Source organism: Candidatus Moraniibacteriota bacterium (assembly GCA_016699425.1).
In the GTDB taxonomy this organism is placed as follows: domain Bacteria; phylum Patescibacteriota; class Minisyncoccia; order Moranbacterales; family UBA1568; genus SSEF01.
The window spans coordinates 486,249-510,934 of record CP064975.1; the positions used below are offsets into that span (position 1 = coordinate 486,249).

22 protein-coding genes and 1 pseudogene are annotated in these 24,686 nt (G+C 53.4%); 5 read left to right on the forward strand and 18 right to left on the reverse strand.

Features of this window, described 5'->3' with window-relative positions; genetic code table 11:
- Positions 1-105 precede the first annotated feature (105 nt).
- The 8 genes from IPJ68_02425 to yidD all read right to left on the reverse strand — a co-directional run bounded on the left by IPJ68_02425 (position 106) and on the right by yidD (position 9,240).
- Positions 106-867 carry an HAD family phosphatase gene (locus IPJ68_02425; protein QQR79105.1) on the reverse strand — a complete coding sequence of 254 codons (762 nt, stop codon included), beginning with the start codon at positions 865-867 and terminating at the stop codon, positions 106-108.
- Positions 868-961: 94 nt separating this feature from the next.
- Positions 962-1,999 carry a hypothetical protein gene (locus tag IPJ68_02430; GenBank protein QQR79106.1) on the reverse strand — a complete coding sequence of 346 codons (1,038 nt, stop codon included), beginning with the start codon at positions 1,997-1,999 and terminating at the stop codon, positions 962-964.
- Positions 2,000-2,035: 36 nt separating this feature from the next.
- Positions 2,036-3,022, reverse strand: a complete 987-nt coding sequence (locus IPJ68_02435) for a DUF1189 family protein (GenBank protein QQR79107.1) — start codon at positions 3,020-3,022, stop codon at positions 2,036-2,038.
- Between the two features lie 54 nt (positions 3,023-3,076).
- Positions 3,077-5,062, reverse strand: coding sequence for a molecular chaperone DnaK (dnaK, locus tag IPJ68_02440; protein ID QQR79108.1), 1,986 nt, complete (start codon positions 5,060-5,062; stop codon positions 3,077-3,079).
- 126 nt (positions 5,063-5,188) lie between these two features.
- Positions 5,189-6,136, reverse strand: a complete 948-nt coding sequence (gene grpE / locus IPJ68_02445; GenBank protein ID QQR79109.1) for a nucleotide exchange factor GrpE — start codon at positions 6,134-6,136, stop codon at positions 5,189-5,191.
- Between the two features lie 37 nt (positions 6,137-6,173).
- Positions 6,174-6,737 carry an NUDIX hydrolase gene (locus tag IPJ68_02450; GenBank protein QQR79110.1) on the reverse strand — a complete coding sequence of 188 codons (564 nt, stop codon included), beginning with the start codon at positions 6,735-6,737 and terminating at the stop codon, positions 6,174-6,176.
- A 178-nt stretch (positions 6,738-6,915) separates the two neighbouring features.
- Positions 6,916-7,671, reverse strand: a complete 756-nt coding sequence (locus IPJ68_02455; GenBank protein QQR79111.1) for a hypothetical protein — start codon at positions 7,669-7,671, stop codon at positions 6,916-6,918.
- Between the two features lie 1,296 nt (positions 7,672-8,967).
- On the reverse strand, positions 8,968-9,240 hold the full coding sequence (gene yidD, locus IPJ68_02460; GenBank protein ID QQR79112.1) for a membrane protein insertion efficiency factor YidD: 273 nt from the start codon (positions 9,238-9,240) through the stop codon (positions 8,968-8,970).
- 191 nt (positions 9,241-9,431) lie between these two features.
- On the opposite strand from yidD, the gene IPJ68_02465 reads away from it, so the two are divergent.
- Together IPJ68_02465 and IPJ68_02470 are read left to right on the forward strand one after the other, a co-directional pair.
- Positions 9,432-10,343, forward strand: coding sequence for a magnesium transporter CorA family protein (locus IPJ68_02465; protein ID QQR79113.1), 912 nt, complete (start codon positions 9,432-9,434; stop codon positions 10,341-10,343).
- 98 nt (positions 10,344-10,441) lie between these two features.
- On the forward strand, positions 10,442-11,863 hold the full coding sequence (locus IPJ68_02470) for a cysteine--tRNA ligase (GenBank protein ID QQR79114.1): 1,422 nt from the start codon (positions 10,442-10,444) through the stop codon (positions 11,861-11,863).
- 36 nt (positions 11,864-11,899) lie between these two features.
- Here the strand turns inward: IPJ68_02470 and IPJ68_02475 are convergent, their stop codons facing one another.
- A complete protein-coding gene (locus tag IPJ68_02475; GenBank protein QQR79115.1) occupies positions 11,900-12,406 on the reverse strand; it encodes a hypothetical protein in 507 nt (168 codons plus the stop codon).
- 165 nt (positions 12,407-12,571) lie between these two features.
- On the opposite strand from IPJ68_02475, the gene dnaB reads away from it, so the two are divergent.
- The 3 genes from dnaB to IPJ68_02490 all read left to right on the forward strand — a co-directional run bounded on the left by dnaB (position 12,572) and on the right by IPJ68_02490 (position 15,213).
- Positions 12,572-13,942 (forward strand): replicative DNA helicase, encoded by a 1,371-nt coding sequence (gene dnaB / locus IPJ68_02480; GenBank protein QQR79116.1) that lies wholly within the window; start codon positions 12,572-12,574, stop codon positions 13,940-13,942.
- 102 nt (positions 13,943-14,044) lie between these two features.
- Complete coding sequence (gene recR / locus IPJ68_02485; protein ID QQR79117.1) at positions 14,045-14,635, forward strand: recombination protein RecR; 591 nt, start codon at positions 14,045-14,047, stop codon at positions 14,633-14,635.
- A gap of 65 nt (positions 14,636-14,700) precedes the next feature.
- The gene (locus tag IPJ68_02490) at positions 14,701-15,213 is read left to right on the forward strand and encodes a hypothetical protein (protein QQR79118.1); all 513 of its coding nucleotides are present in this window, start codon (positions 14,701-14,703) and stop codon (positions 15,211-15,213) included.
- 104 nt (positions 15,214-15,317) lie between these two features.
- Here IPJ68_02490 and rplU read toward each other — a convergent pair whose 3' ends face one another.
- The 9 genes and pseudogenes from rplU to IPJ68_02535 form a co-directional block, all read right to left on the reverse strand.
- A complete protein-coding gene (rplU, locus tag IPJ68_02495) occupies positions 15,318-15,623 on the reverse strand; it encodes a 50S ribosomal protein L21 (GenBank protein QQR79119.1) in 306 nt (101 codons plus the stop codon).
- 90 nt (positions 15,624-15,713) lie between these two features.
- Positions 15,714-17,514, reverse strand: a pseudogene (locus tag IPJ68_02500) (alanine--tRNA ligase).
- An 18-nt stretch (positions 17,515-17,532) separates the two neighbouring features.
- Positions 17,533-17,757, reverse strand: a complete 225-nt coding sequence (locus IPJ68_02505) for a hypothetical protein (protein QQR79120.1) — start codon at positions 17,755-17,757, stop codon at positions 17,533-17,535.
- Between the two features lie 5 nt (positions 17,758-17,762).
- Positions 17,763-18,041, reverse strand: a complete 279-nt coding sequence (locus tag IPJ68_02510; protein QQR79121.1) for a hypothetical protein — start codon at positions 18,039-18,041, stop codon at positions 17,763-17,765.
- 12 nt (positions 18,042-18,053) lie between these two features.
- Positions 18,054-19,982, reverse strand: a complete 1,929-nt coding sequence (locus tag IPJ68_02515) for a hypothetical protein (GenBank protein ID QQR79122.1) — start codon at positions 19,980-19,982, stop codon at positions 18,054-18,056.
- Positions 19,983-19,998: 16 nt separating this feature from the next.
- Positions 19,999-21,264: a pilus assembly protein PilM gene (pilM, locus tag IPJ68_02520; protein QQR79123.1), complete on the reverse strand. Its 1,266-nt coding sequence runs from the start codon at positions 21,262-21,264 to the stop codon at positions 19,999-20,001.
- A gap of 26 nt (positions 21,265-21,290) precedes the next feature.
- Positions 21,291-22,307: a carbohydrate kinase family protein gene (locus IPJ68_02525; protein QQR79124.1), complete on the reverse strand. Its 1,017-nt coding sequence runs from the start codon at positions 22,305-22,307 to the stop codon at positions 21,291-21,293.
- A gap of 17 nt (positions 22,308-22,324) precedes the next feature.
- Complete coding sequence (eno, locus tag IPJ68_02530; GenBank protein QQR79125.1) at positions 22,325-23,629, reverse strand: phosphopyruvate hydratase; 1,305 nt, start codon at positions 23,627-23,629, stop codon at positions 22,325-22,327.
- A 1-nt stretch (position 23,630) separates the two neighbouring features.
- Entirely contained in the window at positions 23,631-24,683 is a 1,053-nt protein-coding gene (locus tag IPJ68_02535) for a phosphoglycerate kinase (protein QQR79126.1), read from the reverse strand.
- Between the last annotated feature and the right edge of the window lie 3 nt (positions 24,684-24,686).

Consider the following 24,686-nt stretch of genomic DNA (forward strand, 5'->3'; position numbering starts at 1 on the left):
GGTTCTAGTTAATAGCAAGCGTTACTCGTTGTCAATCATCCTGATTAACTCCCTCGAACCCCCTTCAGATTCGCATGCGTGATACTGTTGAGTGGATTAGAATAATCAATGGAGGGACCTCAAGTAACGAGCAAGTCCGTCTTCTTTCACAGATCCGATGATCTCATCGGAGACATTTTTTAATTCTGGTATCGCATTTCCCATAGCGACCCTATACCCGACAGCATTGAAGAGATGCATATCGTTGTGACCGTCCCCGATACCGATAGCATCATCCTTACTCGATCCAAGAATACCCAATAGCTGCGCCACCGCTTGTTCCTTGGTCGCCTCGCTGTTTACGATATGCAAGTCTTTAAGACCTGGTTTCTGCGATACGACCATCACGCAGGTAATCCCTGCTATGCTGGAAAGTTTTCCGAAAAGCTCCGCGGCCAAGGTATCTGGAACAAATACCTGCTCGAGGAAATAGACTGGGTCAGGAGTTGAAAAATCTTTCGGAAACACCCCACCGTGGAAATAGTCCTCCTCCGTCCCGTCATTGAAGAGCAGTTTCCACTCAGGATATTCACAAAAAATTGAGACCACTTGGACGAGGGCTGATGGATCAATATTTTTCTGCCACAAAATGTTTCCGGTGACCGGATTACAAATCTGCGTTCCGGCAGAGATAATACAGGGATCCGTCAACCCGAGTGCTTGGAGCACTGGCTTTGCGAACGACCACACTCGACCCGTCGCCGAACTCAGAAAATATCTCTCCTGAGCAGCCCGTATCGCCTGTTTCAGCGATTCGGTCGGGAGTTTCTGAACGGGCGAATCAATGGCCGTACCATCAAGATCAAAAATTATGGCTTTTTTCTTCATAATGTCTTCCACGGGCTTGTATCCTCCCTCTTTAAAGCCTTATCATTCGCCTTGATCTGAATCTGCTGTTGTGGCTGGGTCATAAAAATAATTTTTATAGACTAAAGAATGACTCTACGCCATTGGTGCTAGCGCGCATAAAATCGGTGAATCCTTTTTTATATAGTTCTATTTTGATTCCCGGAAATTTTTCAGCAGTGAGATTAGCATTTGGAGATACAATCCCAAAAGGAATTTCGCTTTTCTGAAAATTTTTATTAATTAAATCAACCAGGTAATCATCTCCCGCCTTCCATCCAATTATTAAAATTCCGTCAATTTTTTCAAAGGAATCGGTCAATAACTTTACATGTCGTTCTGGGCATACAAAATTTTTCTTATCAGTAATAGGAATTGCTAGTGAAGGCACGGAGTAACGATGTGTTGTTGTAGTCCCAATTTTAAGAATCTTACGATAATGTCCATCGATATATATCTCCTCATCTAATTCAGTGATCTTTAAATCATTGTGAATCCGCTCTGCATGCCTATAAAGGTATTCGTCATTTTTTGGTGCGAGATGTGAATCACTTTCATCGACGATCTGGATCCAATTGTACGCTCCGTGAATCTTAATAACTTTCAAGTGTGCATCACTAATGTAATCATCAACCCTTTGAAAGCCATTGGAATTGTTATAAAAGCTGAGATTCTTCTCGAAAAGTAAGTCATAATTAAAATTTACTACAATGGCGTTGCCACCGCAGTAGTCACCCAATCGATCTATAAGTCCACGATAATTGTTGACAGGGCTAAAATAGTTATTACTTATCTCCCTAAATAGATCCCTTAAGTACAGTCTTAGGGCAATAAGTTGCTGATATCTCTCCTTATTCCGTGGCGCATATTCGTTTTGAATTTTAGTTAAAAATTTCTCAAAATCTCCAATTGCTTCGTCTGTCATGCTTGAAGCAATACCAGAAACTATATTATTTGTTGCGATAAACTGCTTAAATCTTTCATGAAAGAGATCCTTCGTAAGTGGTGGTTTCAATCTAAAATCAATGCCACCGGCTACACTCAAGGAATTAAACCTATCCTCAACATAGTCGAATGCGGCGCCTGCTCCCAAAATAATTAGTGGATATTTCATAAATTAAGCGGGGCAAAATGCCCCGCTTTTTTACTCTTACTTCTTTTCTTCCTTTGGTGCTTCTTCGGCTGGCTTCTCCCCGTCTGAAGCCGAGGCAGGCTCTACTTCAACATCTTTCGGCAAGGCTGACGAATCGGCAGGAGTGATCTTCACCGGGGCGGCGAATGCTTCTGCTTTGGGGAAATTCGTGAGTGCCACGAGGAACAAGACGAGGGTGAAGAGGAGTGGGACATGGGCAGACGTGGCCGTCAGGAGAAAGCAGAAGGCGAGCGGAGCCGGGAGGAGATAGAGCGTCGAGAGATAGGCCCGACCATAGGTGAGTTGCTGTTTGCGAATGCTCGCGGCGATCCAGACGACAAGGGCGCCGAAGAGTGCATACAGAAGATAGGCGATCCAGACGCCCAGGTACATGAGAGCCGGCATGAAGAACATGAGCACCAAGAGCCCCGTCCGAGCCACCGCGAAGCCGCGCTCCACCCACTCTGCGAACCGGGCCGGGGTCACGATGAGACGGTCATTGAACCCAGCTTCCTTCAGATTGAAGATGCGTGTTTCGCCGCGATCTGGATTATGAAAGCCAACTTCCTGTGCCCCGAGGATAGCGACCGTATCGAGCTCAGCAAAGTCAGACTGATTGATCGGTTGTTTCGTGTCGATCACGAGGAGATTTGCTGGTAGCTCTTCTCTGACGCAGCGGCGCATGTCACACTCAGCCATTGCGCGCCAGGCTTCGGGGAGTGGAATCACTACTGGTCCTGCTTGATTCGTGGTGACTGTATCGCGATTCACGGTGAGTGTCAGATCATCTGGATAGAGTCCAGCGACGATGCTCTTTTGCACTTGCCACTCTCCCGAACGGATTGACTGGATGACCGTCACCGCACTCGGGAGCATGGAAAGCACAGCCATCACAACGAAACAAAGTACCGTCAGCGAGTAAAAGTGCAGACTCTGACCGAAAGTGAAGGTCTGGGCACGGAAGAAATTCGGCCGATAGAAGATGTCCTTGATACGCTCGATCATAGATTTGTGATTATGAATAGAAGCAGGGCCGAGACCCTGCTTCTATTCTACTCCTTACTTCCCATCTGCCTTCGCATCCGAGGCAGGCTTTCCTTCATCTTTCGGCTTCTCCCCGTCTGAAGCCGAGGTGGACTCTACTTCGGCGTCTTTGGCCTGGCCTGCATCTGCCGAAGCGTCAGAAGCATTGCCAGCAGGGCTTCCTTGAGCTGCAGAAGCAGCTTGGGCCTCTTGTGCAGCCTTATACAGCTTCTCGCCGATCTTTTGGGCGGCCTGGGACAGTTCCTCAGTTGCCTTCTTGATGGCCTCCACATCCTGGCTATCTTTCAGGTTTTTCAAGGCTTCCAGCTTTTCCAAGACGGGTTTGCGCTCATCATCGGTTAGCTTGTCGCCCGCGTCCTTCATGGCTTTTTCGGTCGAGTAGGACAGCGTGTCTGCCATATTTTTCACTTCGATCAGCTCTTTCTTTTTCTTGTCTTCTTCGGCGTGGAGCTCGGCGTCCTTCTTCATCTTTTCGATCTCGTCCTTGGAGAGACCAGTACTGGACTCGATGCGGATAGACTGGGTCTTGCCACTCGCCTTGTCTTTGGCCGTCACAGACAAGATACCCGACGCGTCGATGTCAAAGCTGACTTCAATCTGCGGGATGCCACGCGGTGCTGGTGGGATACCGTCGAGGACGAAGCGGCCGAGCGATTTGTTGTCGGTGGCCATCTCACGCTCACCCTGGAGGACATGAATTTCGACTTGCGGTTGATTATCGACCGCGGTGGAGAAGGTCTGGCTCCGTGTTACGGGGACGGTGGTATTGCGATCGATGAGGGGGGTGCGGACACCGCCGAGTGTCTCGATACCGAACGTGAGTGGCGTCACATCGAGGAGGAGTACATCTTTCACGCTCCCCTCGAGCACGCCGCCCTGGATGGCAGCACCGATGGCGACGACTTCATCCGGGTTCACGGTGATGTTCGGCTTCTTGCCGAAGAACTTCTCAACCGTCGCGAGAACAAGCGGCATACGGGTCATCCCACCGACGAGCACGATTTCATTGATATCACCGACCGAGAGCTTGGCATCGGCGAGGGCTTTCTTTACAGGCTCAAGTGTCCCTTCAATCAAGTCGTGAACGAGTTCCTCGAGTTTGGCCCGGGTGAGTTTGATGACGAGGTGCTTCGGACCGTCGGCACCGCTGGTGATGAACGGCTGATTGATTTCGGTTTCTTGCGCGGTAGACAATTCGATCTTGGCTTTCTCAGCGGCTTCCTTGATGCGCTGGAGGGCAAGCGGGTCTTTGGACAAGTCGATACCCTCCTGCTTCCGGAACTCATCGAGGATCCAGTGGATCACTCGCTGATCGAAGTCATCACCACCGAGATGGGTATCACCATTGGTCGACTTTACTTCAACCGTATCAACGGTATCGGTTGAGACTTCGAGGATGGAAATATCGAAGGTCCCGCCCCCGAGATCATAGACGGCGATCTTTTCGTCTTTCTTCTTGTTGAAACCATAGGCGAGAGCTGCGGCGGTCGGCTCATTGATGATACGACGGACATTGAAGCCAGCAATCTCACCCGCCTCCTTGGTCGCTTTGCGCTGCGAGTCATCAAAGTAGGCCGGGACGGTGATGACAGCATCGGTGATTTTCTCACCGAGTTTCTCCTCCGCATCGGCTTTGAGCTTGGCCAGAACCATCGCGGAGAGCTCCTGCGGGCTGTACTCCTTACCGCCCATGACGATCTTCACGCCCTCGCCGGCCTGCACGATCTTGTAGGGAAGCGTCTTCATGTCGCGCTTCACTTCGTCGTCATTGAAGTGACGGCCGATGAGGCGCTTCACGGAGAATAGGGTGTTCTCGGGATTGGTGACAGACTGGCGCTTGGCGAGGAGTCCGACGAGGCGCTCCCCGGTCTTCGAGATCGCGACCATACTGGGTGTGGTGCGATTGCCTTCCTTGTTTTCGATGACACTGGGGGTGCCACCTTCGACGAACGCCATCGCCGAGTTAGTGGTCCCGAGGTCGATGCCGAGTATCTTTGCCATATGTTTGTACTTAGATAAGTTACGTTGATTACTTACAATTTGTCATTTCGAGTGAGTCCGCGAATCGAGAAATCTTGCTTTTTTGGATTGAGATCCTTCGACTCGAAGACTCGCTCAGGATGACAGTCACGAGGTGACCGTCACTTTTGCGGGACGGACGAGTTTATCTTTTATCTTGTAGCCTTTCTGGACAACCTTCACTATCAAGTGACGACCTACAACCGACGACTCCTGCTCCTGATCACCATTGTCTTTCTCGTCGTGGGTAGTAAGTGGTTGGTTGTTGGTCATTGAGAGCGCTTCGTGCTGGGTGGGGTCGAACGCGTCGCCTGGTTTCACTTCGAGAGGCGTGACACCGTAATTGGCCAAAACATCCTCAAACTGCTTCTCGATATACGTAATACCCGTGACCCAGGGACTGCCCGCCGCATCGGCTGGGACATGCTCGGTCGCGGCGTGGAAATTATCGAGCACTGGGATGAGTTCGGTGACGATTTGGCTGGTCAGGTGACCATAAAGCTCCTTCTCATCGTTCTTCACCCGTTTCTTGTAGTTCTCGAAGTCGGCGAGGATGCGGAGCACATCACTCGCTCCTTCCTGTGCCTTGATCCTCATGAGCGCAGCCGCAACCGCATTCTTCAACCACTCCTTGCATTCCGAGTCATTCTCTATCGCTTCGAGGTCTCGCCATTCAAATCGATCGTGCTCATCACTGAGTTTCGGTTCACCGCCCGTGTAAAGTGCGAGAGAGAACAGAACTGTCCGGTCGATTACCCGTCCATCGCGAGTGACCTGCATCAGGCAGCCCGTGACGACTTCCTTCAGTTCATAGGAGACATCACCGATTTCTTCCTGCAACTCACGCCCGATAGCTTCTGCCGGATCTTCACCGGCATGCACCCGCCCACCCGGCAGATCCCATGGACCATACTTCTTGTAAAATTCAAACTCAGGGTGAGCATCCCGGACCAGAAGGAATTTCTTGGTCATCGCATCGTAGAGCACCACTTTCTGGCTCAGCTGGAACATGGCGTGATGCTGATGCTGCAAATGGTCATGTTTTTTCTCAGGCATAGATTTTTTGATTAGGATGTTCGGGTGATGGTACTCTTCACTGCTTCAAATAATTTCTGTCGTTCTTCACGCGCTTCTTGTAATTCTCGAAGTCTGCCGTGAGACGTTGGACATCACTCAGATATCCTTGTTCTATGAGACGAGTTTGTGCTTTTAGGAAGGCCTCACGCAGAACGGGATATATTTTTTCATCGCTCCAAATCTCTTCAGGTGTCTTCCAAATATACTCATTATGTTCTTCGCTCAGTTCAATTTCTCCAGTCTTGTAAAGACCGAGATGTATCACGGAAATTCCCGGGCGAGATGCCCACTGGCTGCGAACCACAAAAACTGGGCCAAGAAGTTCGTACTGGATATCACCAGCCTCCTCTTCTACCTCTCGGAGTAAAGCTTCTTCAGGTGATTCTTCTCCTTCCATGTGACCACCGAGCAATACCCAAGGGTCATACTCTGGATGCTTTTTAAAGAAATCAGATTCCGGTTCTTTGACCAGAAGAAATTTCTTAGTTTGCGGATTCCATAGGATTAATTTCTGAGAAACCGTGAAGAGTCCCCAGGTGAGATCTTCAGTTTTTTTCACAATTTCATTGTGTTTAGACATAGATGATGAGAGTTAGGATAAGCGATAATGTTCTTTTTTGTTGGTCATAGGATTTTTTATTACGAGGTGCGGGTCATGGCGCTTTTCGCAGCTTCGAAGAGTTTCTGACGTTCTGCTTCGGTGAGCGGTTTATCTGTCTCATCTATTTCCGATTTGTCATCTGCTGTTCTGTCAGGGTTTACCATACTGGTGCCTGCGTGATGACGATGATGACGAGCGAGGAACCGAGGAGGCGGCGCATATGCTCGATGAGGGACTTGTTCTTGGCGTACTCCATGCGCTTGGGCCCGATGATCGCGAGGATGCCACGTTCGCCGTGTGCGTCCCGATACGGTGAGACGACCATCGCACAGTTTCCGATACCCGCGACCGGGTTTTCCCCGCCGATATAGATGCGCGTCTCGCCGTCTTTTAGTCCCGCCATCAGGGTCTCGATATTCTCATCGAGGGTGTCGAGCGTCTCGACGAGGCGGCAGAGCTCGTCCATCTCCTGGAATTCCGGATTCTCCATGAGGGACTTCATCCCGAAATCGTACATCTCGTCCTTGCCGACGATACCGGAGATGCCGAGATTGCCGGAGAGGACCGAGAGGAGCCGGGCCGTGGTCCGGACGGTGCGATTGTGCTTGGCCTGGAGGATGAGGAATTCCTCTTGGAGTTTCAGCTGGTCCTTCTTGGACAGCGGCTTATCCCGCATCATCTCTTCGACATAGTAGCGATACCCTGCGTCCGTCGGGATGCGGCCAGCCGACGTATGCGGCTGATAGAGGTACCCCGCCTCCTCGAGTGCGAGCATGTCGCTCCTGAGGGTCGCTGAACTCACCGAAAAATGGTGCTGCTCCAAAAGTGCCTCGGACCCGACGGGCAGGGCAGTCTTCGTATACAGCTCGACCACAGCGGCGAGCACTTCTTTTTGGCGGTCATTTGTATCCATGACTCTAGTATAAAAAATGCTTTAGCACTCGTCAAGTGAGAGTGCTAATTAACGTACAGACTCACAATGATACAAGAAAAGCCCAGAGAGTGTCTCGGGCTTCTGGATGCATGCCGTGATCATGTCACGACAGCGACCATTATTTATCACTGTGGGCCGCCATGTACAGTCGGCCGCAGGGCCGCCGATGCTCGCAATCATAGCAGACCAGACTGTTGACGGCTTGGAATTCCGCCGCTATTCCGAGCCGAATCCTCTCACCCCCCGCTATTTCACATGACACGTGGACGTCGGGATCATCTGAAACCCCTCCACCAGCGTTCGGCTTTTCCCGCAGTGAATTGCCTTTTCGTCGTTTCGGAGACCATTGCATCGCATCACCCCCCTGTCCTCACTCAATTAACTTGCTTCGTCCTCGTTTCGCCTGATACAGGCATGGGCGCAAACGACACAGAGCCCGCACTGCCTCACATAGTGCTCTCGGGCGACCTGTCTATCAACAATCGCTGGTCCACCGGCGTGAATCACGGCTTGTAGACACCGTACCTGTCCCGGCTTCAGGGCAGGTGGGGCCACGAGCTGAGGCACAGCTTTCCGCTGACGTCCCATCGCTTCCTCCTTTCTTCTGTTGAACAGCCAGATTTGCTGCGAGCTACTATTTTTGACCACGCGGACGACACTGGTACTTGCAAGTGAGTTTACATAGGTCGTTACGTGGGTCATAGTTCTTTCGCGCCAGCTTCGGATCAAGGATGACTTGTCTATCGCCACCACGCCGCAATTCAGCCACGAGGCACCTCATTTCGAACACCTTCCGTTCTTTCTGTCTCGCGTGGTGACCGTTCTTTCGAAGACTTTTCTTCATGATGACTCCCAGGCAGTGCAACACAGTGGATGGTCGAATGATAATTGAAAGGGGTCCTCTTCGTGAGAGGGCCCCCTATCCTGCAATACCCAGTGAGCTCTTAGCCCGTTAGCCTCGGCACAGTGGGTTGTGCTGGCAGTTCTGGCATGTAGGACTTGTTGACATGTAATGCTCCTTGCGCGCTTCGGCCACAGAAATGTGGATCTTATGCTCTGGCAGCACCTGCATGCAGCGCATCTTTCCAGGCGGAGGCGAGGTTACCGATCTCACTTTCTTTTTCTTCTTCCCCTTTCGAACAACGAGATCACTTCCCGGCACCAGGGGATCAGATCCCAAGTGATAGCGAGCTTTGCCAGGATGGCGCTGGGGGATTGAAACTGTTGCAACACCACGATGAGGCAAGATATTTCTCCTCTTTATGAAATGTTAAGTCAACGATCTCCCGCGGGCGGCATGACGGGGTCATATCCTCCCTCGGACCAGGGCTGGCAGCGCAGGATTCGTTTGAATCCCATCCAGCCTCCTCGGAGCACTCCAAAGCGTTTGATGGCTTGATAGGAGTACTCGGAGCAAGTCGGATGAAAGCGGCAGTAGCGCTCGGACACGATGAGGCCCAAGAGGCCGTGATTCAATGAAAGCGTCCGCTGATAAAGCCGGATGAGAGCGAGCACTACGGTTCGGAACATAGGAAGAAGATACCCCATGTGCAGATTTTTGTCTAGAGAAGACTTCTGCATTGGAAACTCTCCCCTATCAAATAAGCTAACAATCTTTGTCATTACGAGGGAGTCTATGACCGAAGCAATCAAAAGCGACAATCGAGAACGCGGCCTCTATCTTTACATCCCCTTTCCCTCGTGTGGTGGTATACTAAAGTCTACAGACCAACACAAACATGCGCACGCTTACTCACAAGCATCTCACGTGGATTGATTTCGAGTCGCCGACGAAAGACGACGTCAGTTATCTGCACGAGAATTTCGATATCCACCCAATTGTCTTGGAAGAGCTGGTCACTCCGACGTATCAGCCCAAGGTGCTCCAATACGATCAGTGCATTTTCTTCTCGATCCATATTCCGCTTTTTGATGTGAAGGAGCGGACGACGTATGCCGGCGAACTCGACATCATCCTCACTCGCGACTATCTCATCACCGCTCATCGCCACCCCATCTATCAGATTGGAAAATTTTTCGGCGAACTAGAGAAAAGTGAAGGCAAGCGTCGGATCCACATGGAAGAGACTCCGACGCATCTGGTCTACCGCCTGCTCGAAATCCTCCTGAATTCCTGCTTCCCCAAACTTCGTCATATCTCAGAAAAAATCGACGGGATCGAAACCGAAGTCTTTTCTGGCCATGAACGCGAGATGGTCTTCGAGATCTCACTCGTCAAACGCGATATCCTGAATTTCCGCCGGACCCTGAAGCCCCAGCGCTCCCTCATCGAAAGTCTCCTTGCCTCCAAGCATCCGATTATTCCGGCTGAGCTCCACGTCTATTTCCAAGACCTGATCGGCACGAATATCCGTGTCTGGAATATGCTCGAAGGCAATAAAGAAACCATCGAAGCCCTCGAAGCGACGAATAATTCCCTTCTCTCGAACAAGATCGAGCAGACGATGAAGGTGCTCACGGTTTTCTCGGCCGTCATTCTCCCCCTCACGGTCTATTCCAATGCAATGTCGATGAATACCGAGCATCTTCCTTTCGCGGGCAGCCACCTCGGTTTCTGGCTGCACTTGGGGGTCATGATCTTCATCTCCGCCTTCACTATCGTCCTCTTTCGCTACAAACGCTGGATCTGACGAAGAACCTGGGATAGAGTATCAGGGAAGCCGGAAGGTTTATTGCTTTTCGATTAATTCCCGCCTATTCTAGATTCTAGATTCGATATTCTCCTTGAATGCTCTCCCTCCACAATACCCTGTCCAAGAAAAAAGAAGTGTTCGTCCCCCTCGAGCCACCGCGGGTGAAGCTGTACACCTGCGGTCCGACGGTCTATGACTATGTTCACATCGGTAATCTCCGCGCCTCTGTCATGGCGGACACGCTCCGCCGTACACTCAGCCTGAGCGGCTTCGAAGTCCAGCATGTGAAAAACATCACCGATGTCGGCCATCTGACGGCGGATGACGTCGCCCAAGGTGACAGTGGTGAAGACAAGATCGCGAAGAAGGCCCAAGCCGAACACAAGACTCCGGCTGAGATCGTCGCATTTTATACCAACTACTATCATCAGACTGAACAGGCCTTGAACATCCTCCCGGCTCATGAGGAGCCGCATGCGACGGCCTATGTGCCGCAGATGATTCATTTCATCGAGGGACTCATCGCTAGTGGCCATGCCTATGCCGTGAACGGCAATGTGTTCTTCGATGTGACGAGCTATGCCGAGTATGGCCGGCTCTCGGGTAATACGCTCGAGCACCTCAAAGTCGGCGCCAGGCTCGAGGAACACCCTGACAAGCGTCACCCTTGGGACTTCGCGCTCTGGCTCAAGGCACCTGAGGGTCACCTGATGCGCTGGGACTCGCCCTGGAGCGTCGGCTACCCGGGCTGGCATATCGAGTGTAGCGCCATGAACTTAGCCACGCTCGGAGCAACTATCGACGTTCACACCGGTGGCGAAGACAACATCTTCCCCCATCACGAAGCCGAGATCGCACAAAGTGAGTGCGGTAACCAGGCACCATTTGCTCGCTACTGGGTCCACACTCGCCATCTCTTGGTCGATGGCCAAAAGATGTCGAAGTCCAAAGGCAATTTCTATCGGCTCGAAGACGTCCTAGAACGTGGCTATAGCGCGATGGATCTCCGCATGTTGTACCTCGGCGCGCACTATCGCAGCCAGATGAACTTCACCTGGGAAGCACTCGAGCAAGCCAAGACCAATGTTCAGACCCTGCGTCAGACATATCTGCGACTGAACGAATACCAAGCCCGCGGGCTGTTCGGCCCCCAGACAGTCACAGACGATTTCAGTATCCATTTCGATGCAGCCATGGATGATGATCTGAATACGCCCGAGGCGCTCGCCATCGTGCTCCAATTCGCGAAAGAACTCAATCGCCTCATCGATGGGTCCGAACTCGCCGACCCAGCTGCTGATACCCTACCCCTCTTCGAGCATATCCTCACGGTCTTTGGATTGGATCTCTCTATCAAAGCAACTATCCCCGAAGTCGTCCAAACGCTCGCCCGAGAACGCGAGCTCGCCCGAGCAGACAAAAACTTTGCTCAATCAGACGCTCTGCGTGATCAAATCGCAGCACTCGGCTACCTGGTCGAGGACGGCCTGCACGGCCAAACCGTCCGGAAGAAGTAAAAAAAAAAAAACGGCGGTTCGACACAAAAGCATGTCTTAACCGCCAGGCTGCACTCTCTTGAGAAGCACTAATACCCTCCAGTTGACGCGGTGGGCCGGCAGATCGCATTGCTCGACATCGCATGCCAGAAGTTTAGTCTGTTCATGCCGCTCGAACTCTTCCGGGTATTCGCCCTGTCGTTCGCGGAGTTTAGTCGAGGAATCAAATACCAGGGCCTTATCAGCCCAGATAAAGTAATCTCCATGGATCGCTGACCAAGCCAGAATCGGGTAACATCTGAAATCCGGGTCCTCGACGAGGAAGGTCATCCCGGAGCTAGGTTTTATCCCGAATCGCTTCTTGAATCGAGCGAGTTCCTGGTATGCCTGACGGTGATTGCTCGATGGTTTCGCGTCTTGGATCAGAATAATCCGCCGTAACACAAGCTCTTGTGGTTGGAGGACTACGTCCTCGAGGCGTCCGAGCGAAGCCCCTTGTTGATTCGTAGAGTCTCCGGGCGAAGCGCCACGAAGACGGAGGTGTTCCGGCAGTGGCGCGTTCATCGGTCATTCTCCAAGGTGAAAACAAGAGTGGTTGGTAAAGAGCAAGAAAATAATAGTACATATCAACAATTCTGTCAAGACCGAAAGATATGCACACGTTATCTCCATTGAAGCGAGGCCCGATACCCGGTAGAATAAAGACCTGATACTGATTCCCTTGTTGCTATGGCCAAATCTTCCCCCACCCCAGAACACGTGCGCATCCCGCCGCATAATCTCGAAGCGGAGCAGTCGGTCCTGGGTTCCCTCATGCTTGATAAGGACGCCATCATCAAGATGGCTGATATCGTGAAGGTCGGCGACTTCTACAAGGACGACCACAACCGCATCTATGAGGCGATGCTCGGGCTGTACGAGGAACGCGAACCAATTGACGTCCTCTCGCTCGCCAACCGCCTCGAGGAAAAGAAGACCCTCGAAGCTGTCGGTGGTTCGGGCTATCTCGCCTCGCTCGTCAATGCCGTCCCTTCGGCCTCCAATATCGTCCACTACGCCAAGGTCGTCCAGAAGAAAGCGCTTCTCCGTCGGCTCATCGGTGCTGCCTCGCAGATCGTCGAGATGGGGTATGACGATGCCGAAGACGTCCAAGCGGTGCTCGATGATGCCGAGCAAAAGCTCTTCGCAATCTCTCAGAAATACATCAAGCAGGACTTCATCCCGATCAAGTCCATCCTCGAGGCGGCCTTTGATCGGATCGACGAGCTGCACAAGAACGACCATTCGCTGCGCGGCGTCCCGACACACTTCCCTGATCTCGACAATATCTTGGCCGGTCTCCAAAAGTCTGACCTCATCATCATCGGCGCCCGTCCTGCGGTCGGCAAGACTTCTTTCGCCCTCGACATCGCCCGCCAAGTCGGCGTGTATGCCAAGATCCCCGTTGGCATCTTTTCCCTCGAAATGGGCGCAGACCAGCTCATTGACCGCATGCTCGCCGCCCAGGCAGGTGTTGATTTGTGGCGCCTTCGCACTGGCAAACTCGGAAGTGAGGGGCCCGGCAATGACTTTGAAAAGCTCTCGGACGCGATGGGTGTTTTGTCCGAAGCCCCGATCTTCATCGATGATTCAGGCTCGCTCAATATCATGGAGATGCGCACTATGGCCAGGCGTCTCCAGGCCGAGCACAAACTTGGACTCATCATCATCGACTATCTCCAGCTCATGGAAGGTCGCTCGCGCTCGGGTGACAATCGTGTCCAAGAAATCTCGGAAATTTCACGCGGACTGAAGCAGCTCGCTCGAGAGCTGAATATCCCCGTCATCGCGTTGTCTCAGCTCTCTCGGGGGATCGAATCCCGACCCGATCAACGACCGAAGCTCTCTGACCTGCGTGAATCCGGTTCCATCGAACAAGACGCCGATGTGGTCATGTTCCTCTTCCGAGAGGACCGAGTCCGTCCTGATACGCCAAACAAGAACATCGTCGATATCATCATCGCCAAGCACCGTAACGGCCCCGTCGGCCAAGTCCAGCTCTACTTCGAGGACAATGCAACATCATTCAAGTCCCTCGAGCGATCCCGCGAGGGACAGTAGACCATCCTGATGTCGGAAATAAACCGTTTCCGCTACAATAGAAGACAAAAGCTGCTTATTGTCCCCAATTTTTCATTTTGATTTTTCAGTTTTCCATTTTCTATGCGCTACCCAAAGGCCTTTGAATCCCTCATTACGCATTTTTCTAGCCTCCCCTCCATCGGTCCCAAGATGGCGGAGCGGCTCGTCCTCTATCTCTTCAAACAGGATGAGGCCAAGCTCGTCGCCTTTGCCGAAAGTCTCGAAGGCCTGAAGCATCTCTCGAGCTGCCGTGAGTGTTTCTATATCTCCGAGGCCGAGCGCTGTGGGTTCTGCAGCGATGCCTCGCGTGATCGCGCCACTATCTGCGTCGTGGAGGAGCCGCTTGATGTCATCGCGATCGAGAGGACCGGGAGCTATCATGGCCAGTACCATGTCCTGGGAGGGGTCCTCGATGCTGGCCGTGAGGACGCGACACTGCGCATCTCTGAGCTCTTGGACCGCCTCGCGAGCGGGGTGGTTCAAGAAGTCATCCTCGCCACCAACCCCACGACCGAAGGCGATATGACCGCGTACTTCCTGAAATCCAAACTCGTCCATCTCCCCGTAAAGGTGACCCGGATCGCCCGCGGCATGGCCACCGGCGGCGATATCGAATACGCCGACGAAGTCACGCTCACATCGTCCTTGACAAATCGTCAGGAACTAGTATAGTAGATCGTCATTGTTTGTTTGACAACTTTTTCTCACACCACCCACTCAAGCCAAAGGAGGCAATCGTGGACAAGACTCTCGACCCATCCATATCGTCAGCCGATCAGATGATCACCTTGAGGAAACCTGAGCTTGAACAGGTATTACCGCACCGTGGCAACGCATTACTGATCGAAAGGGTAGACATCTTCCCTTCCCAGGGTCTCGCTATCGGCTTACTCAGATTTGCCGCTGCTGAAAACGATCCCGTTTTCACCGGCCACTTTCCTGACAACCCAATCATGCCGGGACACTGGCTGGTCGAGTTCGCTAGCCTCACGTGCGCCGTCCTCTTCACTGTTTCGAGCGGCATCCCGATCACCGGAACGACCGGTGTGCGTATCGTGGGTCTGGATGGTTGCCGTTTCCTCTCCGAGGTTCATCCATGGACAGCACTCACGTGTACGGCAAAGCTGGTTAAGCACCGTAACAGCATAGCGGTGTTCCGGGCAATGATTGGAAATACGTATACTGCGGTGTGCCGAATTGAGAAACTGACCGGGATGATCGTCAAGGAGCGGACTCTCGGCAGCAGTTAGTAATAGCGAGAAACTCGACCTCAACCCGCAACCTCAGCCAACGAAAAGCCCGCACAGGAACAACTGGCGGGCTTTCAACTTTCTCTTGAAACGAAGGCGGGTCTTTAGGCGGAGATCTTCGTGATCTCGACAGCCGTGTAATCCTGACGATGCCCATAGCGGGTCATTTCACGCTTCTTGGCCTTGTGGCGGATGCCGGTGACTTTGGCATGACGACCATGAGCGACGACTTTGCCCTCGACATGGGTCTTCAACGCCGGCGTACCGATAGCGACGGACGTCTCATCCCCCGTAAACAGAGTTTCAAATTTTAGGATATTGCCGACTTCCGCCTCGAGCTTTTCGACTTTGACGATATCGCCCTCAGCGACTTTGTACTGCTTCCCACCGGTTTTGATAACAGCGATCATAGGTCTCGAAAAATTGATACTGTCTGAGTATAGCCTGAACCGAGGTGGCTGTCAACGCTCCGAAATGGCTACAACGTCTACTACAAAGGCCTAAGTCAGGATTGCCTTCACTCGACGCACTCCGGCCGAAGAGGCTTCTTCCTTGGCGATCCGGAAGTGTCCAAAGGCCGCGATCTCAGCAGTTGTCCCAACATGTGGCCCACCACACAGCTCCTGTGAATACACGTTGCCATCCGGTCCTGTGACCCGATAGACAGTCACTTTTTCCGGGTATTTCTCCCAAAAACTCCCCTCCACTCCGGCAGCTTTGGCCGCACCCTTCTCCATGATGGTCGTGCCGACGGTTGCGCCAGACCCGATGGCCTCATTCACATATGCCTCGACCCGATCGAGCACCTCACGCGGGACTTTTTCAGGCCACGTGAAGTCGAAGCGCGTGCGTTCCTCGGTGATATTCGATCCAGCCTGATGGACGTCATTCCCAAGTTCCCGACGTAACCCGGCGAGCATGAGATGCGTCGCCGTATGCAGTGCCGTCACTTTGGCGCTATGGTCCGCCAGCCCGCCTTTGAATTTCCCCGCCGAAGCTGTCCGCGAAAGGTCTTGATGTTCTTTGAATGCCTCACGAAAAGCGCGTTCGTTAACCTCGATACCCCGCTCCTGTGCAATCTCTATCGTCATTTCGAGCGGAAACCCATACGTGGAAAAAAGGACAAAGGCATCTTCCCCAGAGAGGCTGCCGAGCGACAAGCGCCGCTCTAATTCTCCCAAACCTTTTCGTAGGGTCTGTCGGAATTTTTCTTCTTCCACTCGGATAACCGTCTCTATTTCTGCTTGTTGCACGAAGATACTCTCGTATACCCCCCGGTACGGGACCAGGGCCGGACCAACCAGGCTCGAAAGGCTTCCCGATTCAATACCCAACACATCCCCATAGCGCACCGCTCGGCGAAGCAGGCGACGCAAGATATAGCCCTGATCGGTATTGGATGGTCGCACACCATCACCGATGAGAAAGATCGCCGTTCGAAGATGGTCGGCCACGATACGGCTCGCCCGGATATCCTCTCGGGCACTCGCTTCTTTCAGTGTCGCCATGAGGTGACTGAAGAGATCAGTATCGAAAATATTGTCCTTTCTCTGGGCAGCCATGACCATACGCTCGAGCCCGCCACCCGTATCGACATTCTTCTTTGCGAGTTTCCCGATCACCTTACCGTCCTTTTTCTTGTATTCCATGAAGACATCGTTCCAGATTTCGACAATCGCTTGAGCCTCATCGGCCTGCTTATATTCTTCCAAAGTCAGGTCGCCCAGACCCTCGGGAGTGACATCGTAGAACATCTCGGAATCCGGACCACAGGGACCATTGTCACCCGGGCTCCACCAATTCGGCTCCTTACCTGACGGTTCCGCAGCCAGAAAATAGATGCGTTGCTCTGGGATGCCAATCGAGCGCCAGACATTAAACGCTTCAGTATCTCGAGGAGCATCAGCGTTGCCTGCAAAGACCGTGACATAGAGTCGCTTTGGGTCGAGGCCGAGTCCCTCCTCTTTTGAAGTGAGGAATTGATAGCTCCAACGAATGGCCTCCTTCTTTGAAATAGTCTCCGAGTGACCAATTGCCGAGCATTTCAAAAAACGTATCATGCGTCTTGTCACCCACTTCATCGATATCCTGCGTCCGAACGCATTTCTGGGCATTGGTCAGTCGGACACCAGCCGGATGGGGTTCGCCCAAGAGGTACGGCACGAGTGGCTGCATCCCGGCGGTATTGAAAAGCACCGAAGGATCATTTTCGGGGACGAGCGGCGCTGACGGGAGAATGACGTGTCCCCGGGCCTCAAAAAACGCTAGGAAACGTTGTCGGATATCTTGCGAAGTGGGCATACAGTCAATTCTCAGCGACTAACGGAGGGTTTTATCGATACCTTTCTTGATATCACGGGACAGCTGCCAAGGCAACAGACGCTCGATCTCGGCCAAAGCGCCCGGAACATCGATCGAACGTGACTCAAATTTCCGGCCAATAGCGCGGATCGAGGAACGAAAGAAACTGTTATCCTCTTTCTTAGCGTCTGGACTTTTCAGGATCTCGGCCATGACTATTTTGACAAATTGATCGCTTTGCATACGGTCTATTTCTTTTTGTAAGAAGAGCGCTTCACCCGGATGATCTCAGCTTCGACATCCTGGGCTTTCTGCAAAATCCGGTTTCGATCTGCCTTCCGAGACTCGAGCGCAAACGTGCGATCAGCGATGTCCTTCTCCATCATGCGGATCTGTGCATCCAATTCTTCCGACTGCCGCTTGAAACGAGATCCATCAGACTGGAGTATGAAGATTTCATTGTCGAGGCGACGCCGGGAGGACCGGTCTGCCTGTGCTTTCTCATTGACGCTCTCATCATCTGGCATAGCGGTGAAGGGTTATTCGTTATCGGCTTCCATGAGATGTACAACCACTCGCTCAGCATCATCCGGAATAGTCGCGATAAACACTTTCGGTTTAAATTCGACTTGGAGCCGTTTGATCTCTGGATGGTCAGCCAAATATGTCCGGATCCCGCTCTCATTGAGTCCGAGGAGCCCCTGCTTTATGGTCGCGGCCTCGAGCGGAGCACGGAAGAGAACTTTGCTCTCGACCGTCAGATCGACCCGTTTGGATTCAAAATTCGGCAACACCGTTCCATAATTCACATCATACTGGTATGGGCGCAGGACGACACCGCCGGACTCGGTTGTCTCACGATCGATGATATTCTTGACGGCTGACTCCATGATAATGAAGCCTTTTACTTGAAAGCGGGCTTCATAATCGAACGCTTCTCCCGCCGCGGAACCGGTGGCGGGTGCTGTCGGCGTGCCGATAAGACTGGTCTGGAAAGAGGGCTCGAGAACGGATTCACCGGACTTGAGCGTGCTGGCGACCCCTTCGAAAACCGTTTGCTTCGCCTGCTCAGCCGCTGCCGCCTTTGCACTTTCGAGATCGGTCTCACTCACGCTCCGAGCCGCTGTCGCCACGCCATCACTCCCACCCGTGAAGGCCCCTTTTACTTCAGCGGTGATCTTCTCAAACTTTGGACTCCCCTTGAATCCCGGGATCGAGAAGGTACCGGACGAGATATTATATTTCGTCCCAGCACTATCCGCCACGACCCGAGCCTCAATCTTCCCTGGCACTGTTTTTCCATCTTCCGACTTCGTTCCTGGGACGGTCACGCCTCCTACCAAGCGATAGAGCCGGCCATCGGGCAATTCGAAGCGCGTCGTTGCGACGAGCGACTGGGACACTTCGCTGAATGTATTGGTGATGGTGATGGTGCCACCCGCCTTTGCCCCGGCTCCCGTGTCTTGACCGGTTGCCTCACGCGCGAGCCGGACGGTCTTCTCCTCTTCGACATACCGAACCGGGATGGCCGATGACCCACCGTCGATGGTCCCAAAGAGCGAAAGCTTCACCGTCTGTGTAGCCGTCTGCGGTTCGACAGCGATAATTGCTTCTGGCCGGAGGAAAAAATATCCGGCAAACACCGCGCCGATTAGGACCGCGCCACCGATGACTGTCAGCCAGAGTTTGCGCACCCCCTTTGATTCTGTCGGTCGAGCAACAGAAGATGTCGGAGTAGCTGATACCATCTGTCGGGGCGGAGTCATCACCGTACTCACCCCCGCGACTCGTCCCTCAAAAAGCCGCCGAAGTCTTTCCTTTTTCTCTGACTCAGCGCGCTCGACCCGATCCTGATCAGTCGGGATTGCCACTGGAGATGGCTTCGGTTCCACCGTGGGCGTTACTGGCCGCTTTACCGTCTGTTGCAGAGAATTCAAGGCCGTCAGGACCGGCGGAGACGCATTCCGCACTCGCAACGCCTGACGGCGAGGCTCCGACACGATCGGGCGTTCCGGCAGCGTGTTCACAGATGGTTCGGCGCGGCGCGGTGGCGCGGTCGCAATCTGTGTCGCCGCTCCGTAGAAATTCGCGCTCCCGATTTCACTCGAACGCCTGAGTCCCTCGCGTGTTTCGGCGGGTTCGGGCATCGGAATCGATTCACCATGCCGGACTGTGAACCGGGCCGAGGCCTCAGAACGGTGCTGACGCAGGGCAGCGTCCTGGTATTCCTGGACCCGGAGGCCGGCTTTCTCGGCGAGCCGCATGCCCTGTTCGTCTTGGGTCATGATAATCACCGTTTTCCCTAGTTTTTCAGCTTCGCGCCCCAAAAGTTTCAAATTGATAATACTCTGGAGAATGAGCGCGCGCTTCGGCAGGACGAAGATATTCTCACGATCACCTGACTTCCGGAGACGACTCACTGCGCTGATGATCTCTTCGTCGATCTCGATGTAATGGGTTTCGGGCATACGCTCGCTGGCAATTTTAATTTTTGTCTATCGACTCCATGCTGCGCTGCAAGATACCTGTCAGAATCGGTTCTTCATCAAGGGCATTCAAGAGTGCCAGGTGAGCGAGGCCCATCGGCGTGATGTCCTGGGGATTGTTGAGCTCACCAGTTTCGTCAACGATACGCGTGATATCGTGCGGTTGGAGAAATCCAATCTGTGGCGGTTTCGAAAAGGGCAGATTTTTCGCCCAGTCGCCAGAAGCGAGCGACTGCTTGATCCCAGGAAGTCCCGATCCGCCACCACACAAGAAGATCTTCGAGGGCATAAAGTCCGTCTCTGCAAACTCGAGAAGTGAAAGCTCGACGCCAGCGAGCCAGACCCGGCAATCATCGGCGAACAATGCATTGATCCGCTCCATATCATCCGGCCTCAGCTGTCCGTTGGCGTAATCGATCTTCATCCGTTCCGCCACATCAAATGCCACTTGGTATTCCTGGGCGAGCCGCTTGGTGAATGCGCGTCCACCGAGCGCAAACATCTTTGTCCCTTCCAAGCCGCCATTCCGGACGACCGCGATGTCCGTCGTCCCGCCGCCGATATCGATGAAAATAGCACTGAAATCAAGCATGTCCTCGACTTCGACTGAGCGCGCTACGGCATACGGTTCAGCGACGATCGAGAGCAGGTCGAGATCGAGTTCGTCCGAAATCGTCTCAATCGCACCGAGATGAGTGAGCGGCGCATACGCATTGAAGACACTCATTGAGACCTCGCGCCCCTGAAAATTGAGCGGATTCAGGACGCGGTAGCCGTCGATGCGGACGTCGACGATGGCGGCATTGATGAGTTTGATCTCGATCTCTTGGCCTGTTTCCCAGACGAGCTGTTTCTTGATCCGTTCCAACGCCTTCTCCTGAACCTTGCTGATGATCATCTTGAGCTCGGGCATGCCGATCTTGATCTCGGAATTCACACGCTCATAGTGAACCGTAGTGGTCGTTCCTTTCACAAGTTCACCGGCGATGCCGATGATGCTTTTTTCGACGCGTTTGATCCCGCACGCCGCTTTGGCGATCTCGATCGCTTCACGGGCCGAACCGATGACTCCTCGGATATCAGATACTGCCCCGCTCTGCATATTACCGACCTTCTGCCGGGCGCGACCGACGCCGATCACTGTCCCGCGTCGCTGCTCATGATCGACACGAAAAACTAGCGCTTTGACCACTTCCGTGCCGATATCAAGCGCCAAAAACAGCTCATCCTGATGCTTCCACGGTAAACGTGAAAAAAGTCCCATAACGCGCAGTCTTTTCCTCTAGTATATCACCGAGCGGCCAAAAGTGTCGCATGGATATGCTTCCCGTAATCCTCCGCCACGGTCTGATCCAAAAGTCCCGTGCTCGCGCCATATGATCCGACGACGCTCCCCGCATTGGCCATGCCATAGCGCAGACACTTTTCAATCGAGTAATGGTACAAGTAGGCCGAAAAAAAGCCTGAGCCGAAAGCATCCCCTGCCCCGGTCGTGTCGACCAACCCGTGTGGTTCATAGATGTCGCCGTGCCAGATCTCTTGGCCGTCATACACCCAGGCGCCGCGCTTGCCGTCGGTCAGTGCGACGACCGAGGGACCGAACCCGTGCAACGTTTGAATGAGATAGCGTTCATCATTCAAACGTTCGGGTTGACTCTCGACGCCACCCGCCAGAAGGAGTTCGAGTGCTTCATCCTTATTCAGAAACAACGCTGCGACATGGGGCAAAGTTTCGAGCAACAGTCGCGGATCCTCTTTCAAATTATGCTGTCCGGGATTGAGCGCAATCCTCACCCCGGAACGCTCGGCGACATTCAAAATGAGTTTCAAGTTTTCCTTCCACGCACCGTTGAGCGCACTGATATAAAACCACTCGTGCGAATGTAACTTACTCTCTTCGAGTCGAAGCTGTTCATTGGCATCTCGGTTGTGGAAAATAATCCGGTCCCCCGTTGTCTGCACGACGACAATGGCCGACACGTCCGTACTCACAGCCCGGTCGATATCCACCGTATCGGTTTGAACGCCCGCCCCCCGCAAGGTTCGGAGGATCCATTCACCCGTATCATCCGCACCGATCTTGCTGTACACAGCGGCTTCGTGCCCCATCTGAGCCAAGCCTTGTGCGACATTGGCCGCCACTCCGCCGACGGCTTCGACGCGCTCGCGACACAGGAATTTCCCACCCAACTCAAAAGCGACCTTGGTCTGCGATCGCAAATCCTCGGGGGTTTCGATGATTACCCCCTCATCAGTCGGAAAAAAGATATCTTTTGAAGCAGACCCGATGCACAGGACTCGATCCATAGACTGAAAATTTGATGTTAGATTGAGCGTGATTCGTACAACTCGAGGAGACGATTGTATTTCGCGAGTCGCTCTCCTCGGGCGACTGAGCCCGTTTTGATATAGTCCGCCTCGGCTGCGACCGCCAGATCAGCGATAAAGTCGTCGCAGGTTTCTCCGGAACGGTGCGAGATGACGGTCCGTAGACCGTGTTGCTTCGCAAGCGCGATGCAATCCAAGGTTTCGGAGAGCGTCCCGATCTGGTTGACCTTCACGAGCACCGCGTTGCAGGCATTAGTGGCGATGGCCTGTTCCAAGCGTTTCACATTGGTCACGAGCAAATCATCCCCAATTAGCATAAGCGTCGAACCCATTTCCTGCGTGAACATACTCCACCCCTCCCAGTCCTCTTCGTGAAATGGATCCTCGATAGAGAAAAGTGGGAACTGAGTGACCCAATCACGATACAGCGCTGCCATCCCCGAACGGTCGAGGGTAATACCTTCCGGCTTCAGGTGATAGCGGTCTAATTTCTGATCATAGAACGAGTTGGCCGCTGCATCGATATCCAGCTGAATATCCTGCCCCGGGACATACCCACTCTTCTCGATCGCCTGGACGAGCAGGGCAAAGGCTTCGGCATGGCTCTTCAGTCGCGGTGCGAAGCCGCCTTCATCGCCGACGTCCGTCGTGTAGCCCTCCGAACGCAGCAACTGTTGAAGGCTATGGAAAATCTCGCTCCCGGCGCGCAACTGCTCGGGGTAAGTCTCAATACCCGATGGAACAATTTTGAACTCTTGAACTGAAAGGCCCGAATCCGCATGTTCGCCACCATTGATCACATTGAACATTGGGATCGGGAAACCGACCTTGGTCCGCGGATAGGGCAAGAGCGTCTCGAGCTGAGAAGAAAGTCCCACACCTCGACTCATCGCCGCCGCCCGGGCAAGAGCAAGCGAAACACCGAGGATGGCATTGGCCCCGAGTGCTGACTTGGATTCCGTGCCGTCGAGCGCGATCATCTTTTCATCGAGCGCACGTTGCTCACTCGGGTCCATACCCGTCAGTGCCGAACCGATGATCGTATCGATATTACCGATCGCCTTCAGAACCCCCTTCCCCTGATAGCGCCGAGTGTCACCATCGCGCAGTTCGAGCGCCTCATGCGCCCCAGTTGACGCCCCTGACGGGACGCTGGCCTTGGCGACGGTGCCGTCATCAAGCGTGACGATCACCTCGACCGTCGGATTGCCTCGCGAGTCGAGAATCTCTCTCCCGCGGATATATGAAATGAGTGCCATACGTTTGTGATTAACGCCGCCTGTCGGCTCCTGTCCTATCATATCATGCAGCGACGAGCGGCAAGAGACCAGGCAGATCATTGCCCGCCATATATTCAAGCATCGCCCCGCCACCACTCGAGACAAAACTGATCCGGTGAAAGACACCCGCCTGTTCGAGAACCGCAAGCGATTCCCCACCACCGATAATTACGTAGGCGTCGGTTTCGAGGATGGCATCCAAAATAATTTTCGTCCCGACATCATACGGCTTCTCTTCGAATTTCCCCATCGGCCCGTTCCAGATGATGGTTTTCGCCTTCTTGATGATCTCAGCATAGTACGACGCCGTCGTCTTGCCGATATCGAGCCGCGCTGGCGAATCGAAGTCCTGCGGCAGGAGTACTTTATCTGAAAAGACGATTTTCTGATCGATCGCCTCATTGGCAATTTTGCCGCCGACGAGCACGCAATCATAGGTCGCTTCGAGGGCCCGGATGAGTGGAAGTTTCGTCTCGATCTTGGCGCCGCCAATGATCGCCAGGGCCGGTCGGTCGGGATTGAAACGGACCGCATCCAAGCGCTCAGTCTCCTCACATAAGTGGAAACCGGCATACGACGGCAGGTGGGCTGTCACCCCGACCACGGAAGCATGTGCGCGATGGGAGACGCCAAAGGCTTCATTGATATAGGCATCAAACGGGGCGGCGAGCGCCGCGGCGAAGGCCGGATCATTAGTGGTCTCTCCAGCTGCAAAACGGACATTTTCGAGGAAGAGCACCTCTCCGAGAGTAGCTGTTGCGACGGCATCTGTGACTACTGGGCCTGAACACTCTGGGACAAACCGGACTATCCGCCCAAGCACACGCATCACTTCTGGAGCGAGTCGCTGGACGGAGTACTTTGGATCAGCCGCTCCATCTGGTCGCCCGAAATGTGTCACGAGCGCCACTGAGCGCGCACCGGCACTGACTACGTGATCGATGGTCTTCCGTGCCACCTCAAGTTTGAATCCCTCCTGCACATGCGCCAAATCATCGAGCTCAACATTGAAATCAACCCGGATGAGGACATTCTTTCCGGCCAAATCAGCAGTCGCGACGCTTCTGAGCTTCATACA

Coding starts and splice junctions, on each gene's coding strand:
- IPJ68_02455 (QQR79111.1), bottom strand. CDS start 7,671: ATGGATACAAATGACCGCCAAAAAGAAGTGCTCGCCGCTGTGGTCGAG.
- IPJ68_02475 (QQR79115.1), bottom strand. CDS start 12,406: ATGAACGCGCCACTGCCGGAACACCTCCGTCTTCGTGGCGCTTCGCCC.
- IPJ68_02525 (QQR79124.1), bottom strand. CDS start 22,307: ATGGATCGAGTCCTGTGCATCGGGTCTGCTTCAAAAGATATCTTTTTT.
- grpE (QQR79109.1), bottom strand. CDS start 6,136: ATGCCTGAGAAAAAACATGACCATTTGCAGCATCAGCATCACGCCATG.
- rplU (QQR79119.1), bottom strand. CDS start 15,623: ATGATCGCTGTTATCAAAACCGGTGGGAAGCAGTACAAAGTCGCTGAG.
- IPJ68_02430 (QQR79106.1), bottom strand. CDS start 1,999: ATGAAATATCCACTAATTATTTTGGGAGCAGGCGCCGCATTCGACTAT.
- pilM (QQR79123.1), bottom strand. CDS start 21,264: ATGGGACTTTTTTCACGTTTACCGTGGAAGCATCAGGATGAGCTGTTT.
- IPJ68_02435 (QQR79107.1), bottom strand. CDS start 3,022: ATGATCGAGCGTATCAAGGACATCTTCTATCGGCCGAATTTCTTCCGT.
- IPJ68_02505 (QQR79120.1), bottom strand. CDS start 17,757: ATGCAAAGCGATCAATTTGTCAAAATAGTCATGGCCGAGATCCTGAAA.
- yidD (QQR79112.1), bottom strand. CDS start 9,240: ATGGGGTATCTTCTTCCTATGTTCCGAACCGTAGTGCTCGCTCTCATC.
- IPJ68_02470 (QQR79114.1), top strand. CDS start 10,442: ATGCTCTCCCTCCACAATACCCTGTCCAAGAAAAAAGAAGTGTTCGTC.
- recR (QQR79117.1), top strand. CDS start 14,045: ATGCGCTACCCAAAGGCCTTTGAATCCCTCATTACGCATTTTTCTAGC.
- IPJ68_02510 (QQR79121.1), bottom strand. CDS start 18,041: ATGCCAGATGATGAGAGCGTCAATGAGAAAGCACAGGCAGACCGGTCC.
- dnaB (QQR79116.1), top strand. CDS start 12,572: ATGGCCAAATCTTCCCCCACCCCAGAACACGTGCGCATCCCGCCGCAT.
- IPJ68_02515 (QQR79122.1), bottom strand. CDS start 19,982: ATGCCCGAAACCCATTACATCGAGATCGACGAAGAGATCATCAGCGCA.
- IPJ68_02535 (QQR79126.1), bottom strand. CDS start 24,683: ATGAAGCTCAGAAGCGTCGCGACTGCTGATTTGGCCGGAAAGAATGTC.
- IPJ68_02450 (QQR79110.1), bottom strand. CDS start 6,737: ATGTCTAAACACAATGAAATTGTGAAAAAAACTGAAGATCTCACCTGG.
- IPJ68_02425 (QQR79105.1), bottom strand. CDS start 867: ATGAAGAAAAAAGCCATAATTTTTGATCTTGATGGTACGGCCATTGAT.
- IPJ68_02465 (QQR79113.1), top strand. CDS start 9,432: ATGCGCACGCTTACTCACAAGCATCTCACGTGGATTGATTTCGAGTCG.
- dnaK (QQR79108.1), bottom strand. CDS start 5,062: ATGGCAAAGATACTCGGCATCGACCTCGGGACCACTAACTCGGCGATG.
- eno (QQR79125.1), bottom strand. CDS start 23,629: ATGATAGGACAGGAGCCGACAGGCGGCGTTAATCACAAACGTATGGCA.